Below are 20240 nucleotides of genomic sequence, written 5' to 3'. Positions count from 1 at the left end.
TTCCGCCAGCGCCTTAGCCGCGCGGCATCTGCAGCGAGGCGAAACAGGTGAAGCCGCTGGTCCCCGACTGGAGGCGGCGGATGTAATTGGTATAGGCGCGGCTCGCTTCGTAATCGGTGCCGGGCAGCGTGCCGCCGTTGAGGGCGTTGCGAACGTCCTCGGCCTTGAACGGGACGCCGGGCGCCGGGAAGGCGCCGGGGGTATTGGCGGGAACGACCGAGCCATCGGCGGCGATGAAGCTGCCGGCGCGGCCCTGATCGGGGACCGGAATCTCGCAATGCATCACCGAGGCGCTGGTCTGCGCGAGCGCCGGACGGATCGACACGATCGCCGATGCACCGGCGGCGCCGAGCATCAAGGCGCGGCGGCGCGTGGCGGTGGGTCCCTGATCATTCTCGGCCATGATGCACTCTTCCTGCGCTTCGGCAGCTTTCGCAATCGTAAATCGGGTCCTAGAGAGGGACCATGCCAGCCTTCACCGGACTTCGTGCGCTGCTTGCCCTTGCCGTTGCGGCGCTCGCCGCATTGGCCGTGCTGCTGCTGAATGGCGACGCGCAATCGGGGATCATCGTGCTGGTCTGCGCCGTCGCCGCGGTGCTGATCGCGCTGAGCGGCGGCGAGCTTGCCCCGCCCGGCCCCTCGCCGAGCAACGGCACGGTCGCTCCCCCCGATATCGGCGACGTGATCGAGGCGATCGCCGAGCCGGTGCTGGTCATTGCGGAAAGCCGGGTCGAGGCGGCCAATGCCGGCGCGCGCGAGCTGCTGGGCCAGCATATCCTGGGCGAGGACGTGCGCATCGCGATCCGCCACCCCGCCGCTGCCGAGCGGCTGATGAACCCGGGCGACGGCGCCCCGACGGCGCCGATCCACCTTGTCGGGCTTGGCACGCGCGAGCAGCGCTGGGAGTTGCGGATGCACACGCTTCCCGACGGCCGTCATGTCGTCCAGCTGGTCGATCGCACCGGCAGCTATGCCGCCGAGCGCATGCGCGTCGATTTCGTCGCCAATGCCAGCCACGAGCTGCGCACCCCGCTCGCCTCGCTGCTCGGCTATGTCGAGACGCTGCGCGACGAGGCCGGCGACGATCCCGAGACGCGCGCGCGCTTCCTCAAGATCATGTGGGGCGAGGCGCAGCGGATGCAGCGGCTGATCGACGACCTGATCTCGCTGAGCCGGATCGAGGCCGAGAAATATCGCGCGCCGAGCGACGATGTCGACCTGGCCGAGCTGATCGAGAAAGTGCGGATCGAGCTTTCGGGGAGCCCGCGCGCCGCCGATCTGGTCACCAAGATCGCCGAAGTCGGGCCGGTGCGCGGCGACCCGACCCAGCTGAGCCAAGTCCTTCACAACATCATCGGCAATGCGATGAAATATGGCCGCGAGACGACGCCGGTAACGCTGGCGCTGGAGCCCGAGGGTGAGGCGATGGTGCGGCTGAGCGTCACCGACGAGAGCGAGGGCATCCCGCCCCAGCATTTGCCACGGCTTACCGAGCGCTTTTACCGCGTCAATTCGGGGCGGAGCCGCTCGCTGGGCGGCACCGGGCTGGGACTGGCGATCGTCAAGCACATCGTCGAACGCCATCGCGGGCGGCTCGACATCAGCAGCACCGTCGGCAAGGGCACGACGGTGACGATCCTGCTTCCCGTGCAGCGGCTGTCCTAAGCGCGTCCCAGGCGACTGTCATAAAGACGTAACCGAGCTGAAAGAAAGCGGCTGCGGGTGCGGGGCGATTCTCCGGGGCACCATTCCGCAGGAGACGCGCAATTCGGGGCAGGTTCGCAATGTTGGTGCTCGCGCTCGCGCTTTCGGCGTGCGACGGCAACACTGCGCGCGAAATCCGCGTGGTCGGATCCTCGACGGTCTATCCCTTCACCACGGCGGTAGCCGAGACGTTCGTCAACCAGGGCGGCGGCCGCAAGGCGCCGGTGGTCGAATTGATCGGCACAGGCGCGGGGCTCAAGCGCTTCTGCGACGGCGTAGGCTGGGAATTCCCCGACATCGCCAACGCATCGCGCCGGATCAAGAAATCCGAATATGCCCTGTGCGAGAGCAAGGGCGTGGGGCCGATCCTCGAAGTGCAGATCGGCGTCGACGGCGTCGCGCTGGCCGAGGCGAACAACGGCCCCAAGCTGCAGCTGAGCAAGAAGGACGTCTATCTGGCGCTCGCCGCCAATCCGCTGGGCCAGCCCAATCGCGCGCGGACCTGGCGCGACGTCAATCCGGCGCTGCCCGCGATCCCGATCCAGGTGATGGGCCCGCCTTCGACCAGCGGCACGCGCGATGCGCTGGTCGAGCTGGTGATCGAGCCGGGCTGCGCCGAGGCGGATCCCCAAGCCAAGACGCTCAAGGCGGCCAAGGACACCGCGCCCTATGACAGCCGCTGCAAGCGCATCCGCGACGACGGACCCTATATCGACAAGGGCGAGAACGACAATCTGATCGTCCAGGGGCTGGCGACCAATCCCAATGCGATCGGCGTGTTCGGCTATTCCTATCTCGAGGAAAATGCCGATCAACTCCACGGCGTGCCGATCGATGGCGTCGCGCCGAGCTACAAGACGATCGCCGACAAGAGCTATCCAGGCGCCCGGCCGCTGTTTCTCTACGTCAAGACGCGGCACCTGCGCGCAGTGCCGGGGCTCAATGATTTCCTGACGCTCTACACGACGATGTGGGGACCCGGCGGCAAGCTGGCGCGGCGCGGGCTGATCGCGGCGCCCGACGACGTTCGCGCCCATTCGGCGGCGATCCTCGCGCAGCGCATCGCGCTCGATCCGGCCGGGCTGCACTGAGCGATGAACGGTTTCGCCCTCCTCTTCCTCATCGCCGGGCTCGGGCTGATTGGCTGGCTGACCGCGCGCGCGCGCGCCGGCAAGTTCGATCGCGGCGGCGCCAAGCGCCTGCACTCGCTGCCCGCGCAGCACGGCTTCTATGTCGCGATGTGGACGATGCTGCCCGCGCTGCTGTTCATCGCGATGTGGAGCGCGGTGAGCCCCGGCCTGGTCAAGCAGGAAGTGCTCGAACATCCCGCCGCGGCGCAGCTGCCCCAATTCGCCTTCGAGCGCGACGCACTGCTCGCCGAGGCCAAGCGGGTAGCGCGCGATTCGAGCGCGACCGCCTTCGATCCGGTCGCCGAGGCGCTCGTCGCCCCGACGCGCACCGCTTTGTTCCGCTATGGCTGGACCGGCGCGGCGATCGCCGTGCTGCTCGCCTTTGCCGGCGGCGCCTTCGCCTTCACCCGCTCGCGCGCCAATTTCCAGGCGCGCAATCGCGTCGAGCGCGGCGTGATGGGATTGCTGCTCGTCGCCTCGCTGATCGCGATCCTGACGACGCTGGGCATCTTCCTGTCGCTGCTGTGGGAATCGCTACGCTTCTTCTCGGTGGTTCCCGTCACCGATTTCCTGTTCGGCACCCATTGGAGCCCGCAGGTGATCGACGCCGCGCATCCGGGAAAGTCGCTGGGCGCAGTGCCGCTGTTCTGGGGCACATTCTTCATCGGCGCGGTGATCGCAATGTTCGTCGCGATCCCGTTCGGCCTGATGAGCGCGATCTATCTCACCCAATATGCCGCGCCGCGCGTGCGCCGCTGGATGAAGCCGATCCTCGAAATCCTCGCGGGCGTGCCGACGGTGGTCTATGGCTATTTCGCTGCGCTGACGGTGGCGCCGGCCGTGCGCGACTTCGCGGTGATGCTGGGGATGCCCTATGCCAGCTCGGAAAGCGCGCTGGCCGCCGGGCTGGTGATGGGCGTGATGATCATCCCCTTCGTCTCGTCGATGGCCGACGATTCGATCGCCGCGGTGCCCACTGCGATGCGGGACGGCAGCCTGGCGATGGGCGCGACGACCAGCGAGACGATCTCGCGCGTGCTAATTCCTGCCGCGCTACCCGGCGTGGTCGCGGGCGTGCTGCTCGCGATCTCCCGGGCGATCGGCGAGACGATGATCGTGGTGATGGCCGCCTCGGGCGCCGCAAACATCACGCTCAACCCGTTCGAGAGCGCGACCACCGTCACCAAGCAGATCGTCGACCTGCTGACTGGCGAGGCCGAGTTCGACAGCCCCAAGACACTGGCGGCGTTCGCGCTGGGGCTCACGCTGTTCGTGATCACGCTGCTTCTCAACATCGTCGCGCTGCGCGTAGTAAAGAAATATCGGGAAGCGTATGAGTAACGCCCCTGCCCCTGCTCCTGTCCCCGAGCGCGCACCAACCGACTGGAAGACCGCGGCGATGCAGCGGCGCATCCGCCGGCGCTATGGCGCCGAGCGGCGCTTCCGCTTCTTCGGGTTGGCCGCCGTGGTGCTGTCGGCGGCCTTCCTCGCCTTCCTGCTCGCGACGATGGTGGCGCAGGGCTGGCGCGGGTTCACGCGCACCGATGTCGCGCTGACGATCGATTTCCCCGCCGCGTCGATGCCGGTGGACCGCGCGCAGCTGAAGAGCGCGGGCGCCGACCTGGCGCTGGCCGGCGCCGAGCTGGAAGGCGCGGTGAAGGCCGCTGCAGTGAAGAGCTTCGGCACCGGTGGCGAGACCTTCATCTCCGACAGCGCCTGGCTGCGCGTGCGCGACGCGATCAAGCGCGATCCGAGCATCCTCGATCGCAAGCTGGTGATCGACGTCCCCGCCTCGACGCTGATCGACCAGGCCGAGGCCGGACGCGGCAGCGCCGAGGCGCAGGCACAGATCGTGCGATTGCGCCAGGCTGGGTTGGTCTCGCGGCACTTCAATGCCGATTTCCTCGGCGAATCCGATTCGACCGATCCGGTGGCAGTGGGCATCTGGGGGGCGCTGAAGGGGTCGCTGCTCACCATGCTGGTGACCTTCGCGATCGCCTTTCCCGTCGGCGTGCTCTCGGCGATCTATCTCGAGGAATATGCCCCGCGGAACCGCTGGACCGACCTGATCGAAGTCTCGATCAACAATCTTGCCGCAGTGCCTTCGATTATCTTCGGCCTGCTCGGGCTCGCAGTGTTCCTGGGCAGCTGGGAGATTGGCGGCGTCCGCTTCGGCCCGCTGCTGCCGCGTTCGGCGGCGCTGGTCGGCGGGCTCACGCTCGCGCTGATGATCATGCCGGTGATCGTCATCGCCAGCCGCAACGCGATCAAGGCGGTGCCGCCATCGATCCGCGACGCTGCGCTCGGCATCGGCGCGAGCCCGATCCAGGTGGTGTTCCATCACGTCCTGCCGCTGGCGATGCCCGGCATCCTCACCGGCACGATCATCGGCATGGCGCGGGCGCTGGGCGAGACCGCACCGCTGTTGCTGATCGGCATGCGCGCGTTCATCGTGACGCCGCCGGGCGGGCTCACCGATCCTGCCACGGTGCTGCCGGTGCAGATCTTCCTGTGGTCCGACGAAGTCAGTCGCGGCTTTGTCGAGAAGACCAGCGCCGCGATCCTGGTGCTGCTGGTCTTCCTGCTCGCCATGAACGGGCTCGCCATCTATCTTCGCAACAAATTCGAGACCCGCTGGTGATGCTCCACAATAGCGCCCCGACCCACAAGATGACCGCGCGCGACGTGAGCGTCTTCTATGGCGCCAAGCAGGCGGTGAAAGACGTGTCGATCGATATCGACATGGATCGGGTGACTGCGTTCATCGGCCCGTCGGGCTGCGGCAAATCGACCTTCCTGCGTACGCTCAACCGGATGAACGACACCATCCCGACCGCGCGCGTCGAAGGGGCGATCACGCTCGACGGCGAGGACATCTATTCGGACGCGATGGACGTGGTGCAGCTGCGCGCACGCGTCGGCATGGTGTTCCAGAAGCCGAACCCGTTCCCCAAGTCGATCTACGAGAATGTCGCTTATGGCCCGCGCATCCACGGATTGGCGCCAACCAAGGCCGATCTCGACGCGATCGTCGAGCAGTCGCTGAGGCGCGCCGGGCTATTCGACGAAGTGAAAGACCGCTTACACGACAGCGGCACCGCGCTTTCGGGCGGCCAGCAGCAGCGATTGTGCATCGCCCGCGCGATCGCGGTCGATCCCGAAGTGATCCTGATGGACGAGCCGGCTTCCGCGCTGGACCCGATCGCAACCGCCAAGATCGAGGAGCTGATCCACGAGCTGCGCGGCCGCTATGCGATCGTGATCGTCACCCATAACATGCAGCAGGCAGCGCGCGTCAGCCAACGCACGGCATTTTTCCATCTCGGCAGCCTCGTCGAATATGGCGAGACCGACCAGATCTTCACCACCCCCCGCGAGGAGCGGACCAAGGACTACATCACCGGAAGGTACGGATAATGGTGACGGGGCAGGAACATACCGTCAAGGCGTTCGACCAGGATATCAAGCAGCTTCGCGCGCTGATCAGCCAGATGGGCGGGTTGGCCGAGGAGGCGATCCACGACGCGATGAAGGCGCTGCAGCGCGGCGACACTGCGCTCGCCGATCAGGTGCGCGGCAAGGACAAGGCGATCGACGCGATCGAGGCCGAAGTCGAGAAGCTCGTCGTCCGCGTGATCGCGCTGCGCGCCCCGATGGCCGACGATCTGCGCGAAGTGATCGCGGCGCTCAAGATCGCGGCAGTGGTCGAGCGGATCGGCGACTATGCCAAGAACATCGCCAAGCGCGTGCCGCTGATCCACACCGAGGGCGAGGACCGTATCGAGGCATTGTCGCTCTTGCCGGCGATGGCGCAGATGGCGAGCGACATGGTCCACGACGTGCTCGATGCCTTCGGATCGCGCGACGCCGAGGCCGCCGCGGAGGTCGTGGTGCGCGATACCGCGCTCGACGACTTCTATGACAGCATTTTCCGCACGCTGGTGACCTTCATGGTCGAGAATCCCCGCACGATCAGCCAGGTCGCGCACCTGCTGTTCGTCGCAAAAAACCTGGAGAGGATCGGGGACCACGCGACCAATGTCGCGGAAATGGTCTATTTTGCCGCCACCGGACGCTATCTCGCCGATTCAGGCGAGAGCGGCGCCAACTGAGGACGATCCCATGGCTCGAGTAAAAATGCTGCTGGTCGAAGACGACGCGGCGATCGCCGAACTCGTCACCTGGCATTTCAAGCGCGAGGATTACGAGGTCAAGCACACCCCCGATGGCGAGGAAGCGCTGCTGCTCGCCAAGGAGGCGACGCCCGACATCGTGCTGCTCGACTGGATGGTCGAAGGGCTTTCCGGCATCGAAGTGTGCCGCCGCCTGCGCCGCATGCCCGAGACCGCGAACGTGCCGATCATCATGCTCACCGCCCGCGGCGAGGAAGAGGATCGCGTGCGCGGGCTCGAGACCGGCGCGGACGATTATGTCACCAAGCCCTTCTCCCCGCGCGAGCTGGTCGCGCGGGTCGGCGCGGTCTTGCGGCGCGTGCGCCCGGCGCTGGCCGGCGAAGCGCTCATCTACGCGGACATCGAGATGGACACGGTAGGCCACAAGGTGCGCCGCGCCGGCGAAGTCGTCTCGCTCGGGCCGACCGAGTTCCGCCTGCTCAAGCACTTCCTCGAACATCCGGGCTGGGTCTTCTCGCGCGAACGGCTGCTCGATGCGGTATGGGGGCACGACAGCGACATCGAGAGTCGGACAGTCGACGTGCACATCCGCCGGCTGCGCAAGGCGATCAACCATGGCGACCGCCCGGACATCATCCGCACGGTGCGCTCGGCCGGTTACTCGCTCGACGCGGGGAACTGAGCGCGGAGCGTTCAGCGCCTCTCGTCGGCCACAGCCTATCCCGATGGGACGCCGGCACCGGGTGCGACGGCGATCTTCGTCCCGAACGGTCAGACGCCGAGCCAGGCCCTCCTGCCGCCGACACTGCTCGATCACTTTATCCGGTCTGCAAGCGCGGCCAGCCCGACAAACGTATCCACCCGGCGGCCGCGAGCGACGAACCCGGCTGACTTCGCGCCGAACCGTGCCGGAGACGAAACATCTTTCCGAAATGGGCGTTCGAAGCAGCAACACGGGATAGCAATAAGAGGATCGAACGCATGAAATGGATGCTCATGGCCGCGACTGCATTGGCAATCGGCGGCACCGCAATAGCGCAGGACATGCCGGCGGCGCCGGCGACACCGCCACAAACGACGCCCGCTCCGCCGCCGCCCGCCGATCCGGCCGCGCCGACGGCTCCGCAAGCCCCGGCGGACGCTGCAGCAACCGCAGAGGCCGCGCCCCCGGCCGACCCGGCGGCGGCCACGCCGCCTCCGGCCGACCCGGCCGCCGCACCGGCAGCGCCTGCCGCGCCGGAGCCAGCAGCAGCCCCTGCTCCCGCAGCACCGCCGGCACCGGCGACCGCTCCGCCGCCGCCCGCGCCTTCGGACCCGGCGAGCTATCCGCTCTGTTCGAAGACCGTGAAAGACCATTGCCGCCAGCGCGGCGGCAAGTAGTCGGAAAAGTCGGCGGGGGCATTGTGCTTCCGCCGGTTTCCCTGACGGAGATTGCCGCCTAGGGAGGCGCTCTTCAAGGAGCGCTCAGCATGACCATATCGTTCGAAGGCCGCGTCGCGATCGTCACCGGAGCCGGTGGCGGCTTGGGGCGCGCCTACGCGCTCGAGCTCGCCCGGCGCGGCGCCAAGGTGGTGGTCAACGATCTCGGTGCGACGCGCGACGGCACCGGGCATTCCGATGCGGCGCTCAAGGTTGTCGCAGAGATCGAATCAGCCGGCGGCGAGGCGATGTCCAACGGCGGCAGCGTCACCGATTATGCCCAGATGGTCGCGATGGCGCAGGCCGCCCAGGCGCGCTGGGGCCGGATCGACATCCTGATCAACAATGCCGGGGTGCTGCGCGACAAGAGCTTCGCTAAGATGACCCCCGAGGACTTCGCCTTCGTGGTCGACGTCCACCTGATCGGATCGGCCAACGCCACCAAGGCGGTGTGGGAGATCATGCGCGCGCAGAATTACGGGCGGATCCTGATGACCGCTTCATCGACCGGGCTCTACGGCAATTTCGGCCAGGCAAATTACGGCGCGGCCAAGCTGGGGCTGGCGGGGCTGGCCAAGACACTCCACCTCGAGGGCGCCAAGCACAACATCAAGGTCAACACGATCGCGCCGGTGGCGGGCACGCGGATGACCGAGGACATTTTCCCCGAGGCCGCCTTCCAGGCCTTCGCACCGGAGAATGTCGCGCCCGCTGCGCTGTTCCTAGTTTCTGAGGATGCGCCGACCAACATAATCGTCGGCGCGGGCGGCGGCGTGGTCCAGGCGGCCTATGTTACGCTGACCCAAGGCGCCAGGCTGGCCGAGCGCACCCCCGAAAGCGTCGCGGCGCAATGGGCCGAGATTATCGACCGCAGCGGCGAGACCGTGCCCAATTCGGGCGCCGAGCAGACGACCGCGATCCTGACACGCCTCCAGTAGAATCCAACACAGCGAGCACGCGTCTGTAGGGTTTTTCACGCTTGGCGTCGCAGAATGCATGCGAATCGTGAAAGTTCGTTGCTCACGATTATAACTTAGTAACAGGCGAGTGCGTCGGGGCTTTCCTACAATCTCAAAGAGCCGGGCGTCATTCCTAGCATAGCCAGGCCCTTGTAGGACAGGAGTTCCTCCGCCATCGGTGTAATGCCGTATTGTTTCACTAATACACTCATGATACATCCTCGATCCAGAAGGAGGATTGCCGATGTATAGCGAAAGCGATCTCGCAGGCGCCGTCGAGGCGGGTGCTCTCCCCCCGACGCCGTGCGCGCGTTCCGTAACCATGTCGCCGCGCGCCGCGACACGCCCGCGGTGGACGAGGAGCATTTCCGGCTGCTCACCGGGTTCAACGACATCTTCGTCTCGATCGCCGCAGTGCTGATTCTCGTCGCGGTCGGCTGGATCGGCTTCTATGTTGGCGGCAAGCTGATGGGTATCGACGCCAACGAGGGCCCGCGCCAGGTGGGCGTCGCGATATCGTTCGCCGGGGTGATGATCGCCGGCACCAGCTGGATGCTCGCCGAATATTTCACCAAGAAGCGTCGGATGGCGCTGCCCAGCATCCTGTTGCTGATCGGCTTTGCCGGCGGCGTGTTCGCCGGCGTCGGCGGCATCTTCGGCGCCAACGCGCCCTGGCTCGCCGAGCAGTTGCACGTCACGGGCGAAATCGAGCAGCGCCAGCTCGCCGGCGCGATGGGCGTGATCGTCAGCACGCTGACCGCGGGCGCGGCCTGGCTGCACTGGCGGCGGTTCATGGTGCCGATCACGGTGGCGGTCGGCGCACTTGCGCTGGTCGGCGTCGCGATGGGCGTGATCGTCGCGGCGATCCCGGGCTCGAAGGACGCCATCCAGCCGATGCTGCTCGCCGGCGGCTTGCTCGTGTTCGCGCTGGCAATGCGCTGGGATATCTCCGACCGCGAGCGCCGGACGCGCCGCGCCGATGTCGCCTTCTGGCTGCATCTCGGCGCTGCGCCGCTGATCGCGCATCCGATCTTCCACATGCTCGGCATCTTCGACGGCAAGATCGGCGTGCCGATGGCGGCACTGGTGATCGCGCTCTACGTGGCCTTCGCCTTCGTCGCGCTGGCCGTCGACCGCCGCGCGCTGCTCGTCTCGAGCCTCGTCTATGTATTATGGGCGATGTACGCGCTGTTCGAACAGACCGGAGCAGTCGAGCTCGCCGCCGCGCTGACTGCGCTGGTGATCGGTTCGGCGCTGCTCTCGCTCTCGGCCTTCTGGCAGCCAATTCGGCGCAGCGTGGTGGGCATGCTGGGCGATCTGCAGGACCGGCTGCCGCCGACCCAACTCGCCGCGGCTTGATCGCACCCAAACCGGCAGAAGGGCTCGGACGCTTCCCGGGCCCTTTTGCCGTTCAGGCCTTTCCACGATACAGCCGCGGCATGACGCCCGCTCGCCTGTCGAAAGCCCTATTTGCGGCGGTGACCGCATGACGCTGATCCGGTTCAACAAGCCTTTCGATGTGCTGAGCCAGTTCACAGATCGTGGTACCGAAACGGCGCGGGCAACGCTCTCGGACTATATCGATCTGCCCGGAGTCTATCCCGCCGGCCGGCTGGACCGCGACAGCGAGGGGCTGTTGCTGCTGACCGACGACGGCAGACTGCAGGCACGGATCGCCGACCCCAAGTTCAAGCTGCCCAAGACCTATCTCGTGCAAGTTGAGGGCGAGCCGGACAATTCCGCGCTGGCACAGCTGCGCGGCGGCGTAATGCTGAAGGACGGTCCGACCCGGCCGGCGCTGGTCGAGCGTATCGATGATCCCGTTCTTTGGTCGCGCGACCCTCCAATCCGCGTCCGGCTGAGCATTCCCGATCGCTGGATCAGGCTGACGATAAGCGAAGGTCGCAATCGCCAGGTACGCCGGATGACGGCGGCGGTGGGACATCCCACGCTACGGCTGGTGCGCTGGAGCATCGGCGACTGGTCGATCGCGGATCTGCCGATCGGCGCATGGCGCGCGGCGTGAAGGTCTTCTTCGATGGCGGCTCCCGACCCGCGACCGGCATGGAGCTGGCGGTGGTGATCGGCGGCCGCAGCTTCCTCCGGCGCAACCTAGGGCCGGGCCTAGCAATGGATGCCGAGTGGCTCGCCTTGATCGAGGCGATGCGCATGGCGCACGCGCAGGGCTTGGCTGACGCGGTGCTGCTGGGCGATGCGGCAGCGGTGATCGCCCAGGCGAACGAGACGGTGCGCTGCCCACCGGCCTTTGCGCACCACCGGGACGTGTTTCGCGGGCTGCCGCGGCCGTCCGGCCGGATGCGGATACGCTATGTGAAGCGCGCGCAGAACCTGGCCGGTATCGCGTTGGCGGCGCTGCACGAGCGCTAGATTGAGGATTTAGGTTCCTGCTCGTCCTCTCTCCGGGCGTGGACAATCAACCTCATAACACGCGACGCGCCGAGCCTTGGATTGCGAAGATCCGAGAGACAAGCCGCCGCTTCGCGGGCACGGCGAAGCGCGCGAAGGTTTGCGAGTTAGTTCAAGCTAATGCTCGCTATCTTGAGTCTCGGACAACAACGGCAGGAGCGCCTCGCATACTGCCGCTAGCCGTCAGTCCGAGCGCCCCTCAGCTGCCGCTGGGGGCCGCGCCCGGAGCGCCGCAAGATGCGCGTGTTACGAGCCTCCCACTGACAGTCGTTCGCCGCATCGCCCGGGCTCAAGACAGCCGTGCCGCTTTGGAAATCCAGCCGGTCCGCTAACGCCTCACTTGCGGACGTCCATGCATCGTCACAGACTAAGACGATGCGCTCTACTCCTGCTTTGGTCGTCCTAGCGTTGGCGTCATGCAACGCGCCACAGTCGTCTCACATGTTTGGTCAGGAGACGAAAGCGAAGTCGGAGAGCGCCTCGGAGACTCGCATCACCGCAGAACAGGTGGTTCACTCGCAAAGCAATGAACTTGCCTGGTTCAAGCTCAAAGCCAGCCCGAGTTGTCTTGAACTAGCCGAGCGGACCACATGCCTAGAGCGTGTCCCGAGTCCTGGCCGGATAGTTCTGTCGAAACAAAGAATCTACGACCCATATTTCCTATATCGGACATAGGTGGCGAGATAATATGTTATTCTTTCTGCGTGAGCGATAATGAAAGATTTGTATTTCGTGAGGATCTGAAAAATAGAATTTTGCGTGCAGCATTCGTCCGTATAGATGGTAGTGTGGTCGGGATAATTGTTCAGATATCCGCCAAACATGGTAGCATTTTGTCTAGTTTCCATCTCACTCTAGCTGGTTCAAAGTTGAGCTTTAACGAAATCAATCACGCGCTTTTGAACGCCGTGAACATTGAGGCGTAATCTTAGATGTCAATTAGCGTGCGAAGTCCTTTCCACCAAAAAACGGCCGCTGGACCGCTACCCGCTATTTACTCGCCGACCAGCTTCATCAGCCGCCGCTCGACCGGCGCGAGCACCGGGCCGAGTTCGTGCCCGCGCTTGAGGATCATGCCGGATTCGTTGACCAGCGCCCACATGCCCTGCCGGTTGCGCAGCGCGGGGCGCTTCTCGATCCGGTATTCGGGGCGTTCGGCGGCGCGGCGGAAAGCGGCGAAGACCGCGGCATCGTTATCGAACTGGATCGCATAGTCCTTCCAGTGCCCGGCAGCGACCATCCGGCCATAGAGATCGAGGATGCGATTGAGCTCGAGGCGCTCGAAGCCGACCTGGCTCGGCCGGCCGACCGGCAGCGGGGTTACCGTCCCCATTTAGGCGCGCACCCCAGCGTCAAGCACGATCGCGGCGTTCCGCATCGCTGGCTTCGCGCTCGGCGATCATCGTGTCGAGGCGCTTGCGCAGCGTCTCGAGTTCGCAGCGCATCAACTCGAGCTTCTGGGTCGACGGATCGAACACGTCGCTGCACGGCGTGCCATAGGGAACGAAGTCCTTCTGCCACGCCGCCGCCTCGACCAACGTAGGCTTGGCGGGGATGCCGACCATCACCGCGCCGGGAGTCACGTCCTTGGTGACCACCGCATTGGCGCCGATCCGCGCGCGCTCGCCGACGATGATCGGTCCGAGCACCTGCGCGCCCGAGCCGATGATCACGCCATCGAGCAAGGTCGGGTGGCGTTTGCCGGCGACGCCATTGTCCGGGCTGGTGCCACCCAGCGTGACGCATTGATAGATGGTGACATTGTCGCCGATCTCGGCGGTCTCGCCGATGACCACGAAGCCGTGATCGATGAAGAAGTTGCGGCCGATCGTGGCGCCGGGATGGATGTCGATTGCCGTCATCCAGCGCGACCAGTGATTGACGGCGCGGGCGAGGAAAAACCAGCGCCCCTTGAACAGGCGGTGCGCGATGCGATGATAGGCGACCGCCCACACGCCCGGATAGAGCAGGATTTCCGCACGGCTGCGCGGCGCGGGATCACGCACGCGGATCGAATCGAGATATGCCACCAGACGCTGGAACATGGCCGGTTCCCCTTTGTCGCGACCATTTAGGCGCTGTCTGCGCGCTTTTCCAGTTTGGCCCCCGGAACGGCTTGGCCGGTCTAAACACTATGTATCTTGTAGGAGATGCCGAGGCGCGGCATCCATGCAGGCCAAACAGTGATTTGAAGGGCGCGGATGATCTTCGGAATTGACCTCACGGCGCTCCTCCCTTTCATCGCCGTGGGCTTTGCCGCGCAGATGGTGGATGGCGCGCTGGGCATGGCGTTCGGCGTGATCTCCAACACGCTGCTGCTCAGCCTCGGCGTGCCACCGGCTGCCGCTTCGGCGGGGGTGCACACGGTGGAAACCTTCACCACGGCGGTGTCCGGGCTCAGCCACACGCTGCACAAGAACGTCAATTGGAAGCTGTTCCTCCGCATCGCCGTCCCCGGCGTGATCGGCGGGGCGCTGGGCGCCTATGTGCTCTCCAACATCAATGCAGCGACCGCCAAGCCGTTCATACTCGCCTATCTGACGGCGATCGGCCTGTATCTGCTGTGGCGCAGCCGGCATTATCCGCCTGTGGAGCGCTCGCCCAAGATCGTCGAGCCGCTCGGGCTGGCAGGCGGGTTCCTCGATGCCGCAGGCGGCGGCGGCTGGGGGCCGGTGGTCACGAGCAACCTGCTGGTGCAGGGCGCGAGCCCGCGGATGACGATCGGCACGGTCAACACCGCCGAATTCTTCGTGACTACGACGATCTCGGCGACCTTCATCTCTCAGCTGGGCCTCGGCGCGTTCACGCTGGCGACGGTGGGCCTGCTGATCGGCGGGGTGCTCGCAGCCCCGTTCGGCGCGCTGCTCGCCAAGCGGGTGGAGCCCAAGACCCTCATGCTGATGGTCGGCGTGGTGCTGACGCTGACCAGCGTCTACAATCTGTATCTCGCGCTGCGGTAGGATATTCCTCGGCGGCGCAACGATCGCGCGCCCGTCACCTCCGCCCACACCCGACCGTCGAGCGCGCGTAACACCACTAGGCGTTCCGCGGCTCTGTCGATCAATTATTCAGCACTGATCGCCTCACTCGATCACTGCGAGCGAGCCTTCCCGTTTTGCATTGCGATGCGGCACCCCTATATCCCGCATTGCAACAACAGCCTGCCTTTGGAGGAATTACCCGCATGGCGCTCATCGGAAGCTCGATCAAGCCGTTCGCAACCACGGCCTATAAAGAAGGCAAGTTTGTCGACGTCACCGACGCTGACACCAAGGGCAAGTGGGCCGTCTTCTTCTTCTATCCGGCCGATTTCACCTTCGTGTGCCCGACCGAGCTGGAAGACCTGGCCGACATCTATCCGCAGCTGCAGAAGATGGGCGTCGAGGTCTATTCCGTCTCGACCGACACGCACTTCAGCCACAAGGCCTGGCATGATACTTCGCCGGCGATCGGCAAGATCAACTATTTCATGCTCGGCGACCAGAACCACGTCCTCGCCAGCAATTTCGACGTGCTGCGCGAAGGCCAGGGCCTGGCGGACCGCGGCACCTTCGTCGTCGATCCCGAGGGCGTGATCCAGCTCGTCGAGATCACCTCGGAAGGCGTCGGCCGCAACGCCGCCGAACTGCTCCGCAAGATCAAGGCTGCGCAGTACATTGCCGCGCATCCGGGCGAAGTCTGCCCCGCCAAGTGGGAAGAGGGCGAGGCCACCCTGGCCCCGTCGCTCGACCTGGTCGGCAAGATCTAAGACCTAAGGCGCCTCCTCTCCTCCCCCTTTGTGGGAGGCGCCGATGCGGCCCGGGGTGGACCACCATCCCGGGCCGTTTTCCTTGAGTGAGACCTAGTTTTTGGAGTTCCCCATGCTCGACGCGAACCTGACCCAGCAGCTCAAGACCTATCTCGTGAACATCCGCGAGCCCATCGAGCTGGTCGCGTCGCTGGACGACGCCGCCAAGTCGCGCGAGCTGGGCGAACTGCTCGACGAGATCGCTGCGCTTTCGGGCAAGATCACGGTGGTGGCCGGCGACGACATCCGTAAGCCGAGCTTCGCGATCCGCCGCACCGGCACCGATATCGGCGTGCGCTTCGCGGGCATTCCGATGGGGCATGAGTTCACCTCGCTGGTGCTGGCTCTGCTCCAGGTCGGCGGGCATCCCAGCAAGGCGGCGCAAGAGACGATCGAGCAGGTCCGCGCGTTGGACGGCGACTATCTGTTCGAGAGCTATTTCTCGCTGTCGTGCCAGAACTGCCCTGACGTGGTGCAGGCACTCAACCTGATGGCGGTGCTCAACCCGCGGATCCAGCATGTCGCGATCGACGGCGGACTGTTCCAGGCGGAAGTCGAGGAGCGCAAGGTGATGGCAGTGCCGAGCGTGTTCTTGAACGGCGAACCGTTCGCGAGCGGACGGATGGAGCTCGAGCAGATCGTCGCCAAGATCGACAGCGGCGCCGAGAAGCGTGCGGCCGAGAAGATCGCGGGCAAGGATCCGTTCGAAGTGCTGGTGATCGGCGGCGGGCCTGCCGGCGCCGCGGCGGCGATCTATGCAGCGCGCAAGGGCATCCGCACCGGCGTCGCGGCCGAACGCTTCGGCGGGCAGGTGCTCGACACGATGTCGATCGAGAATTTCATCTCGGTGAGCCATACCGAGGGGCCGAAGCTGGTCGCACAGCTCGAGCAGCACGTGAAGGACTATGACGTCGACGTGATGAACCTGCAGCGCGCCGCCAAGCTGGTGCCCGCGCGCCAGGAAGGCGGGCTGCACGAAGTTGTCCTGGCCAGCGGCGCGAGCCTGCACGCCCGCACGGTGATCCTCTCTACCGGCGCGCGCTGGCGGACGATGGGCGTTCCGGGCGAAGAGGAATATCGCAACAAGGGCGTGACCTATTGCCCGCATTGCGACGGTCCGCTGTTCAAGGGCAAGCGCGTCGCAGTGATCGGCGGCGGCAATTCGGGCGTCGAGGCGGCAATCGACCTGGCGGGCCTGGTCGCGCATGTCACGCTGATCGAATATGATAGCCAGTTGCGCGCCGACGCGGTGCTTCAGCGCAAGCTGGGCAGCCTGCCCAACGTCAAGGTGATTACGTCTGCCTTGACCACCGAAGTCAGCGGTGACGGCGAAAAGCTCACTGGTCTCCGCTACAAGGATCGCAACCACGGCACCGAGCATGAGATCGAGCTGGAAGGCATCTTCGTCCAGATCGGGCTGGTGCCGAACACCGAGTGGCTGAAAGATTCGGTCGCGCTGTCGAACCGCGGCGAGATCGAGATCGATGCACGCGGCGAGACCTCGCAGCGCGGCATCTTCGCGGCGGGCGACTGCACCACGGTGCCCTACAAGCAGATCGTCATCGCGATGGGCGCGGGCTCGACTGCAGCGCTCTCGGCATTCGACTATATGATCCGCTTGCCGGCCGAGCTCGAAGAGGCCGCCTGAGCCGTAAAGGGGCGTCCTGCGTCGCGCCCCTTTACCTGCCCTCATCCCTTTCGATAGCCTCGCACGGAATATCGGGAGGGATGGCCGATGCGAAAGGGCGGTTTGACCAGAGGGAGACTGATCGTTGGGCTGTTGCCGGCGCTTGGCGGGCATGCCCACGCACAAGAGCCGTCGCACGCGGAAGTGATCCAGGCGGCTACGAAGATCCTGGACCAGGAGCCGCTCTGCGCACTTCCCCCTCGGGCGCTCGACAATCGGTGGGGCGAACACCGTTTCCTGGCGGCGGAAGACCGGGCTGCGATCGAGCCATTCCTGCAGGCCGGGCTACTCCAACGCATCGACAAGCCCGCAGGAGCGCCGGACGCTACCGGGCGGCTCTGGTATGCGTTCACGCCCTATGGCGAGCAATGGTCGGCGCTGTGCCTGGTCAACCGCGATACCTACCCGGTCCAATTCCACTGGGGCTTCCGGATCGGCACACCGGAAATCGTGAAGACCTATCCCCTAACGGTCTTCACGCGCTCGGCGTGCGAAGCCAGCGCGGGCGTGATGTTCGAATTTCGGATGAGGCTGGAGCCCTGGTTCGTGCCGGGGCGTTTCGCGACCAATTTCGGGCCTGACGACGCGATGCTCTATTTCGACGCGGCGCAGAATGTCGGCCGCGCGCACGTCCGATATGCCAGCGGCGACGGCGAGCACTGGAGGGAGGAGAACACTCTCTATGGTCACCGCTTGCCGGTGATGTGCGAGAAGCTGGAGAACCCCCGCGCAGGGGTAGATTAATCGTCCCGAGCGTTTATCTAGGCAGCCTTAATCGACACAGGCGATCAATGGCGCAGACCTATCTTCCGACGCTCAAGCAGCTCCAATATCTCGTCGCCCTCCACGACGCGGGGCATTTCGGCCGTGCAGCGGAGGCGTGCTTCGTCACCCAGTCGACGCTGTCGGCGGGAATACGCGAGCTGGAGACGCTGATCGGCGTGGTGCTGGTCGAGCGCACGCGGCGGGTGGTGCGCTTCACGCCGCTGGGCGAACGGATCGTCGACAAGGCGCGGCGGGTATTGCGCGAAGCCGATGAGCTGGGCGACCTGGCGCGTGCGGCGGGGCGGCCTCTCTCCGGCGAGATGCGGATGAGCGTGATCCCGACGATCGCGCCGTTTCTGCTGCCGCGCATCCTCCCGCGGTTGCGGAGCGAATATCCCGATCTGAAGCTCTATCTGCGCGAGGAGACCAGCGGCGTTGCCTGTGAGGGGCTCCACCATGGCCGCACCGACTGCGTGCTGCTGGCGCTGCCCTATGCGTGCGGCGAAGTGGAGGTCGCGCCGCTGTTCGACGACCGACTGTTCGTCGCGTTCCACGAAGGCGAGATGGATCCGACCCCAGCGATCAAGCCATCGGACATCGACGAAACGCGGCTGCTGATGCTCGAAGATGGGCACTGCCTCAAGGACCACGCACTGGCAGCGTGCAACCGCCCCGAATTGCGCGCCGAGGCGACGATGCTTGGCACCTCGCTGCACACGATGGTGCAGATGGTCGATGGTGGGCTGGGTGTGACGATGCTGCCCGAGATGGCAGTGGATTCGGGCATTCTTGAACACACCCATGTCACCGCGCGGCCGCTCGAGGCGGAGAATGCGGCGCGCAAGATCGCGCTGGTCTGGCGCAAGGCGAGCCCGAGGGAGCGCGATTTCAGGCTGCTGGCGGGGGTGCTGGCGGAGTCGCGCTAGGGGTCAGGGTTCGAAGGCTACGCGTGCCATCTCAACCTGATGCATGCGCTCATGCAGGATCGTGCCGATGCCGACCTTTCCGTCGTCGAGAAGCCGCCAGTAGATCAGGTGGCGTTCGTATCGACAGAAATAGCCAGCTATATCGAACTCAGCGGGAAGCTCGCGCCAAACAACGGCGCGGTCGGCAAGCGCTTCAAACGTATCGAGAAGGCCTTGATAGTAAAGTTCGGCCTGCTCCTCGCCCCATCGCGCCAAGGTATAGTGATAGATTTCTGCTATGCGATGCTCCGCATCGCGCAGCAGGCGAGAGCCGCTCATCCGCGCTGACGCTTGATGCGCGCCAGCAGTTCGTCCCGATCAACTTCGACATAATCGCTATCGGGTGCCGACAATGCGCGCCTGACTTCGGCCTTCAGTATTTCAAAGCGTGCCGCGTCGGCGCGCTCCTTGTCCTGACGGATCAAATGGCGGACATATTCGCTCGCATTGTCGTAAACGCCATTCTTACCGATATTATCGGCAATGAATTCCTCGAGCAGACCATTTACGCGAACGTTCAGCGTCGTAGCCATGATGCCTCCATGTCCTCTTATAGGGGAATATAGTGGACATATCAATCGTCCCAGCGCTCCGCCGCCACCGCATCTGCGTCCCGCGGCTCGACCCATTGCGCCGTTTCGCCGCGGCGTTCGCGCTTCCAGAAGGGCGCGTCGGTCTTGAGGCGGTCGATCAGATAGGCGCAGGCGTCGAGCGCTTCGCGGCGGTGATGCGCGGCGGCACCGATGAAGACGATACGCTCCCCCACCGCCATCGGCCCGACGCGGTGGACGATCGTCACGCCGAGCAGGTTCCAGCGCTCGGTCGCGGTCTCGGCAAGAGCGGCTAGCGCGCCTTCGGTCATTCCGGGATAATGTTCGAGCGCAAGCTCGGTGACCCCGTCATCGCCGCGGACGACTCCAGTGAAAGTGGCGACTGCCCCTGCCCCGCGTTCCTCCAGCGCGGCGACTTCCATGCCCAGCTCGATCGGGGCGGGATCGACCGAGATGCGGATCATCCGCCGGTCACCGGCGGAAAGATCGCGATTTCGCGCGGGTTGCCAAGCGGCGTTTCGAGCGGAACGAAGCGCTGATCGATCGCGGCCCGCAGCCGGGACGGTTCGGCAAAAGCCTCGGCATGGCCGGGGCTGCGCTGCGCCAGCCAGGCGATGAGTTCGCCAACGCTCGCGACCTCGGCGGGTGGATCGACCTGCTCGTGCCCCGTACCGATGCGTTCGCGCACCCAGGCGAAATAGAGCAGGTCCATC

23 protein-coding genes and 1 pseudogene are annotated in these 20240 nt (G+C 65.5%); 17 read left to right on the top strand and 7 right to left on the bottom strand.

What is annotated here, in order from left to right:
- Nucleotides 1-13: 13 nt before the first annotated feature.
- Nucleotides 14-403, bottom strand: a complete 390-nt coding sequence (locus tag AB2M62_RS04140) for a hypothetical protein (RefSeq protein WP_404338063.1) — start codon at nt 401-403, stop codon at nt 14-16.
- Between the two features lie 62 nt (nt 404-465).
- Here AB2M62_RS04140 and AB2M62_RS04135 point away from each other — a divergent pair, with 62 nt between their 5' ends.
- The 12 genes and pseudogenes from AB2M62_RS04135 (at nt 466) to AB2M62_RS04080 (ending at nt 11733) form a co-directional block, all read left to right on the top strand.
- Entirely contained in the window at nt 466-1665 is a 1200-nt protein-coding gene (locus AB2M62_RS04135) for an ATP-binding protein (RefSeq protein WP_404338061.1), read from the top strand.
- Nucleotides 1666-1784: 119 nt separating this feature from the next.
- On the top strand, nt 1785-2795 hold the full coding sequence (locus AB2M62_RS04130) for a substrate-binding domain-containing protein (protein ID WP_404338059.1): 1011 nt from the start codon (nt 1785-1787) through the stop codon (nt 2793-2795).
- A 3-nt stretch (nt 2796-2798) separates the two neighbouring features.
- Nucleotides 2799-4175, top strand: a complete 1377-nt coding sequence (gene pstC, locus AB2M62_RS04125; RefSeq protein ID WP_404338057.1) for a phosphate ABC transporter permease subunit PstC — start codon at nt 2799-2801, stop codon at nt 4173-4175.
- Complete coding sequence (gene pstA / locus AB2M62_RS04120) at nt 4168-5475, top strand: phosphate ABC transporter permease PstA (protein ID WP_404338055.1); 1308 nt, start codon at nt 4168-4170, stop codon at nt 5473-5475. Before pstC ends, pstA begins: the two co-directional genes overlap by 8 nt.
- Nucleotides 5475-6251: a phosphate ABC transporter ATP-binding protein PstB gene (gene pstB / locus AB2M62_RS04115; protein ID WP_404339789.1), complete on the top strand. Its 777-nt coding sequence runs from the start codon at nt 5475-5477 to the stop codon at nt 6249-6251. The genes pstA and pstB overlap by 1 nt, the downstream gene beginning before the upstream one ends.
- Nucleotides 6251-6946 carry a phosphate signaling complex protein PhoU gene (gene phoU, locus AB2M62_RS04110; protein ID WP_404338053.1) on the top strand — a complete coding sequence of 232 codons (696 nt, stop codon included), beginning with the start codon at nt 6251-6253 and terminating at the stop codon, nt 6944-6946. The genes pstB and phoU overlap by 1 nt, the downstream gene beginning before the upstream one ends.
- Before the next feature lie 10 nt (nt 6947-6956).
- Nucleotides 6957-7649, top strand: a complete 693-nt coding sequence (phoB, locus tag AB2M62_RS04105) for a phosphate regulon transcriptional regulator PhoB (RefSeq protein WP_404338051.1) — start codon at nt 6957-6959, stop codon at nt 7647-7649.
- A gap of 299 nt (nt 7650-7948) precedes the next feature.
- On the top strand, nt 7949-8347 hold the full coding sequence (locus AB2M62_RS04100) for a hypothetical protein (RefSeq protein WP_404338049.1): 399 nt from the start codon (nt 7949-7951) through the stop codon (nt 8345-8347).
- Between the two features lie 89 nt (nt 8348-8436).
- Nucleotides 8437-9324, top strand: a complete 888-nt coding sequence (locus AB2M62_RS04095; RefSeq protein ID WP_404338047.1) for an SDR family NAD(P)-dependent oxidoreductase — start codon at nt 8437-8439, stop codon at nt 9322-9324.
- 265 nt (nt 9325-9589) lie between these two features.
- Nucleotides 9590-10704, top strand: a pseudogene (locus tag AB2M62_RS04090) (hypothetical protein).
- Nucleotides 10705-10831: 127 nt separating this feature from the next.
- Nucleotides 10832-11371 carry a pseudouridine synthase gene (locus AB2M62_RS04085; RefSeq protein ID WP_404338045.1) on the top strand — a complete coding sequence of 180 codons (540 nt, stop codon included), beginning with the start codon at nt 10832-10834 and terminating at the stop codon, nt 11369-11371.
- Nucleotides 11368-11733: a reverse transcriptase-like protein gene (locus tag AB2M62_RS04080; protein ID WP_404338043.1), complete on the top strand. Its 366-nt coding sequence runs from the start codon at nt 11368-11370 to the stop codon at nt 11731-11733. Before AB2M62_RS04085 ends, AB2M62_RS04080 begins: the two co-directional genes overlap by 4 nt.
- Before the next feature lie 1033 nt (nt 11734-12766).
- Here AB2M62_RS04080 and AB2M62_RS04075 read toward each other — a convergent pair.
- The gene (locus AB2M62_RS04075) at nt 12767-13105 is read right to left on the bottom strand and encodes a DUF2794 domain-containing protein (protein WP_404338041.1); all 339 of its coding nucleotides are present in this window, start codon (nt 13103-13105) and stop codon (nt 12767-12769) included.
- 19 nt (nt 13106-13124) lie between these two features.
- The gene (gene epsC, locus AB2M62_RS04070; RefSeq protein ID WP_404338039.1) at nt 13125-13817 is read right to left on the bottom strand and encodes a serine O-acetyltransferase EpsC; all 693 of its coding nucleotides are present in this window, start codon (nt 13815-13817) and stop codon (nt 13125-13127) included.
- A gap of 156 nt (nt 13818-13973) precedes the next feature.
- Here epsC and AB2M62_RS04065 point away from each other — a divergent pair, with 156 nt between their 5' ends.
- From AB2M62_RS04065 to AB2M62_RS04045, 5 genes are all read left to right on the top strand, one after another.
- Complete coding sequence (locus AB2M62_RS04065; protein WP_404338037.1) at nt 13974-14732, top strand: sulfite exporter TauE/SafE family protein; 759 nt, start codon at nt 13974-13976, stop codon at nt 14730-14732.
- 224 nt (nt 14733-14956) lie between these two features.
- On the top strand, nt 14957-15520 hold the full coding sequence (gene ahpC / locus AB2M62_RS04060) for an alkyl hydroperoxide reductase subunit C (protein ID WP_404338035.1): 564 nt from the start codon (nt 14957-14959) through the stop codon (nt 15518-15520).
- Nucleotides 15521-15632: 112 nt separating this feature from the next.
- Nucleotides 15633-17207, top strand: coding sequence for an alkyl hydroperoxide reductase subunit F (gene ahpF / locus AB2M62_RS04055; RefSeq protein WP_404338033.1), 1575 nt, complete (start codon nt 15633-15635; stop codon nt 17205-17207).
- Between the two features lie 87 nt (nt 17208-17294).
- Nucleotides 17295-17990, top strand: a complete 696-nt coding sequence (locus AB2M62_RS04050; protein WP_404338031.1) for a hypothetical protein — start codon at nt 17295-17297, stop codon at nt 17988-17990.
- A gap of 47 nt (nt 17991-18037) precedes the next feature.
- Nucleotides 18038-18937, top strand: a complete 900-nt coding sequence (locus AB2M62_RS04045; RefSeq protein WP_404338029.1) for a hydrogen peroxide-inducible genes activator — start codon at nt 18038-18040, stop codon at nt 18935-18937.
- Nucleotides 18938-18940: 3 nt separating this feature from the next.
- On the opposite strand, the gene AB2M62_RS04040 is transcribed toward AB2M62_RS04045, so the two are convergent.
- The 4 genes from AB2M62_RS04040 to moaD are packed head-to-tail and all read right to left on the bottom strand — an operon-like array spanning nt 18941 to nt 20239.
- Nucleotides 18941-19255 (bottom strand): type II toxin-antitoxin system RelE/ParE family toxin, encoded by a 315-nt coding sequence (locus AB2M62_RS04040; RefSeq protein WP_404338027.1) that lies wholly within the window; start codon nt 19253-19255, stop codon nt 18941-18943.
- Nucleotides 19252-19509, bottom strand: a complete 258-nt coding sequence (locus tag AB2M62_RS04035) for a type II toxin-antitoxin system ParD family antitoxin (protein WP_404338025.1) — start codon at nt 19507-19509, stop codon at nt 19252-19254. Before AB2M62_RS04035 ends, AB2M62_RS04040 begins: the two co-directional genes overlap by 4 nt.
- Before the next feature lie 41 nt (nt 19510-19550).
- Entirely contained in the window at nt 19551-19991 is a 441-nt protein-coding gene (locus tag AB2M62_RS04030) for a molybdenum cofactor biosynthesis protein MoaE (protein ID WP_404338023.1), read from the bottom strand.
- Nucleotides 19988-20239 (bottom strand): molybdopterin converting factor subunit 1, encoded by a 252-nt coding sequence (gene moaD, locus AB2M62_RS04025; RefSeq protein WP_404338021.1) that lies wholly within the window; start codon nt 20237-20239, stop codon nt 19988-19990. The genes AB2M62_RS04030 and moaD overlap by 4 nt, the downstream gene beginning before the upstream one ends.
- Nucleotide 20240 lies beyond the last annotated feature (1 nt).

Source organism: Sphingomonas sp. MMS12-HWE2-04 (genome assembly GCF_044881185.1).
GTDB lineage: Bacteria > Pseudomonadota > Alphaproteobacteria > Sphingomonadales > Sphingomonadaceae > Sphingomonas.
This window is presented reverse-complemented; position numbering and strand designations above follow the sequence as displayed.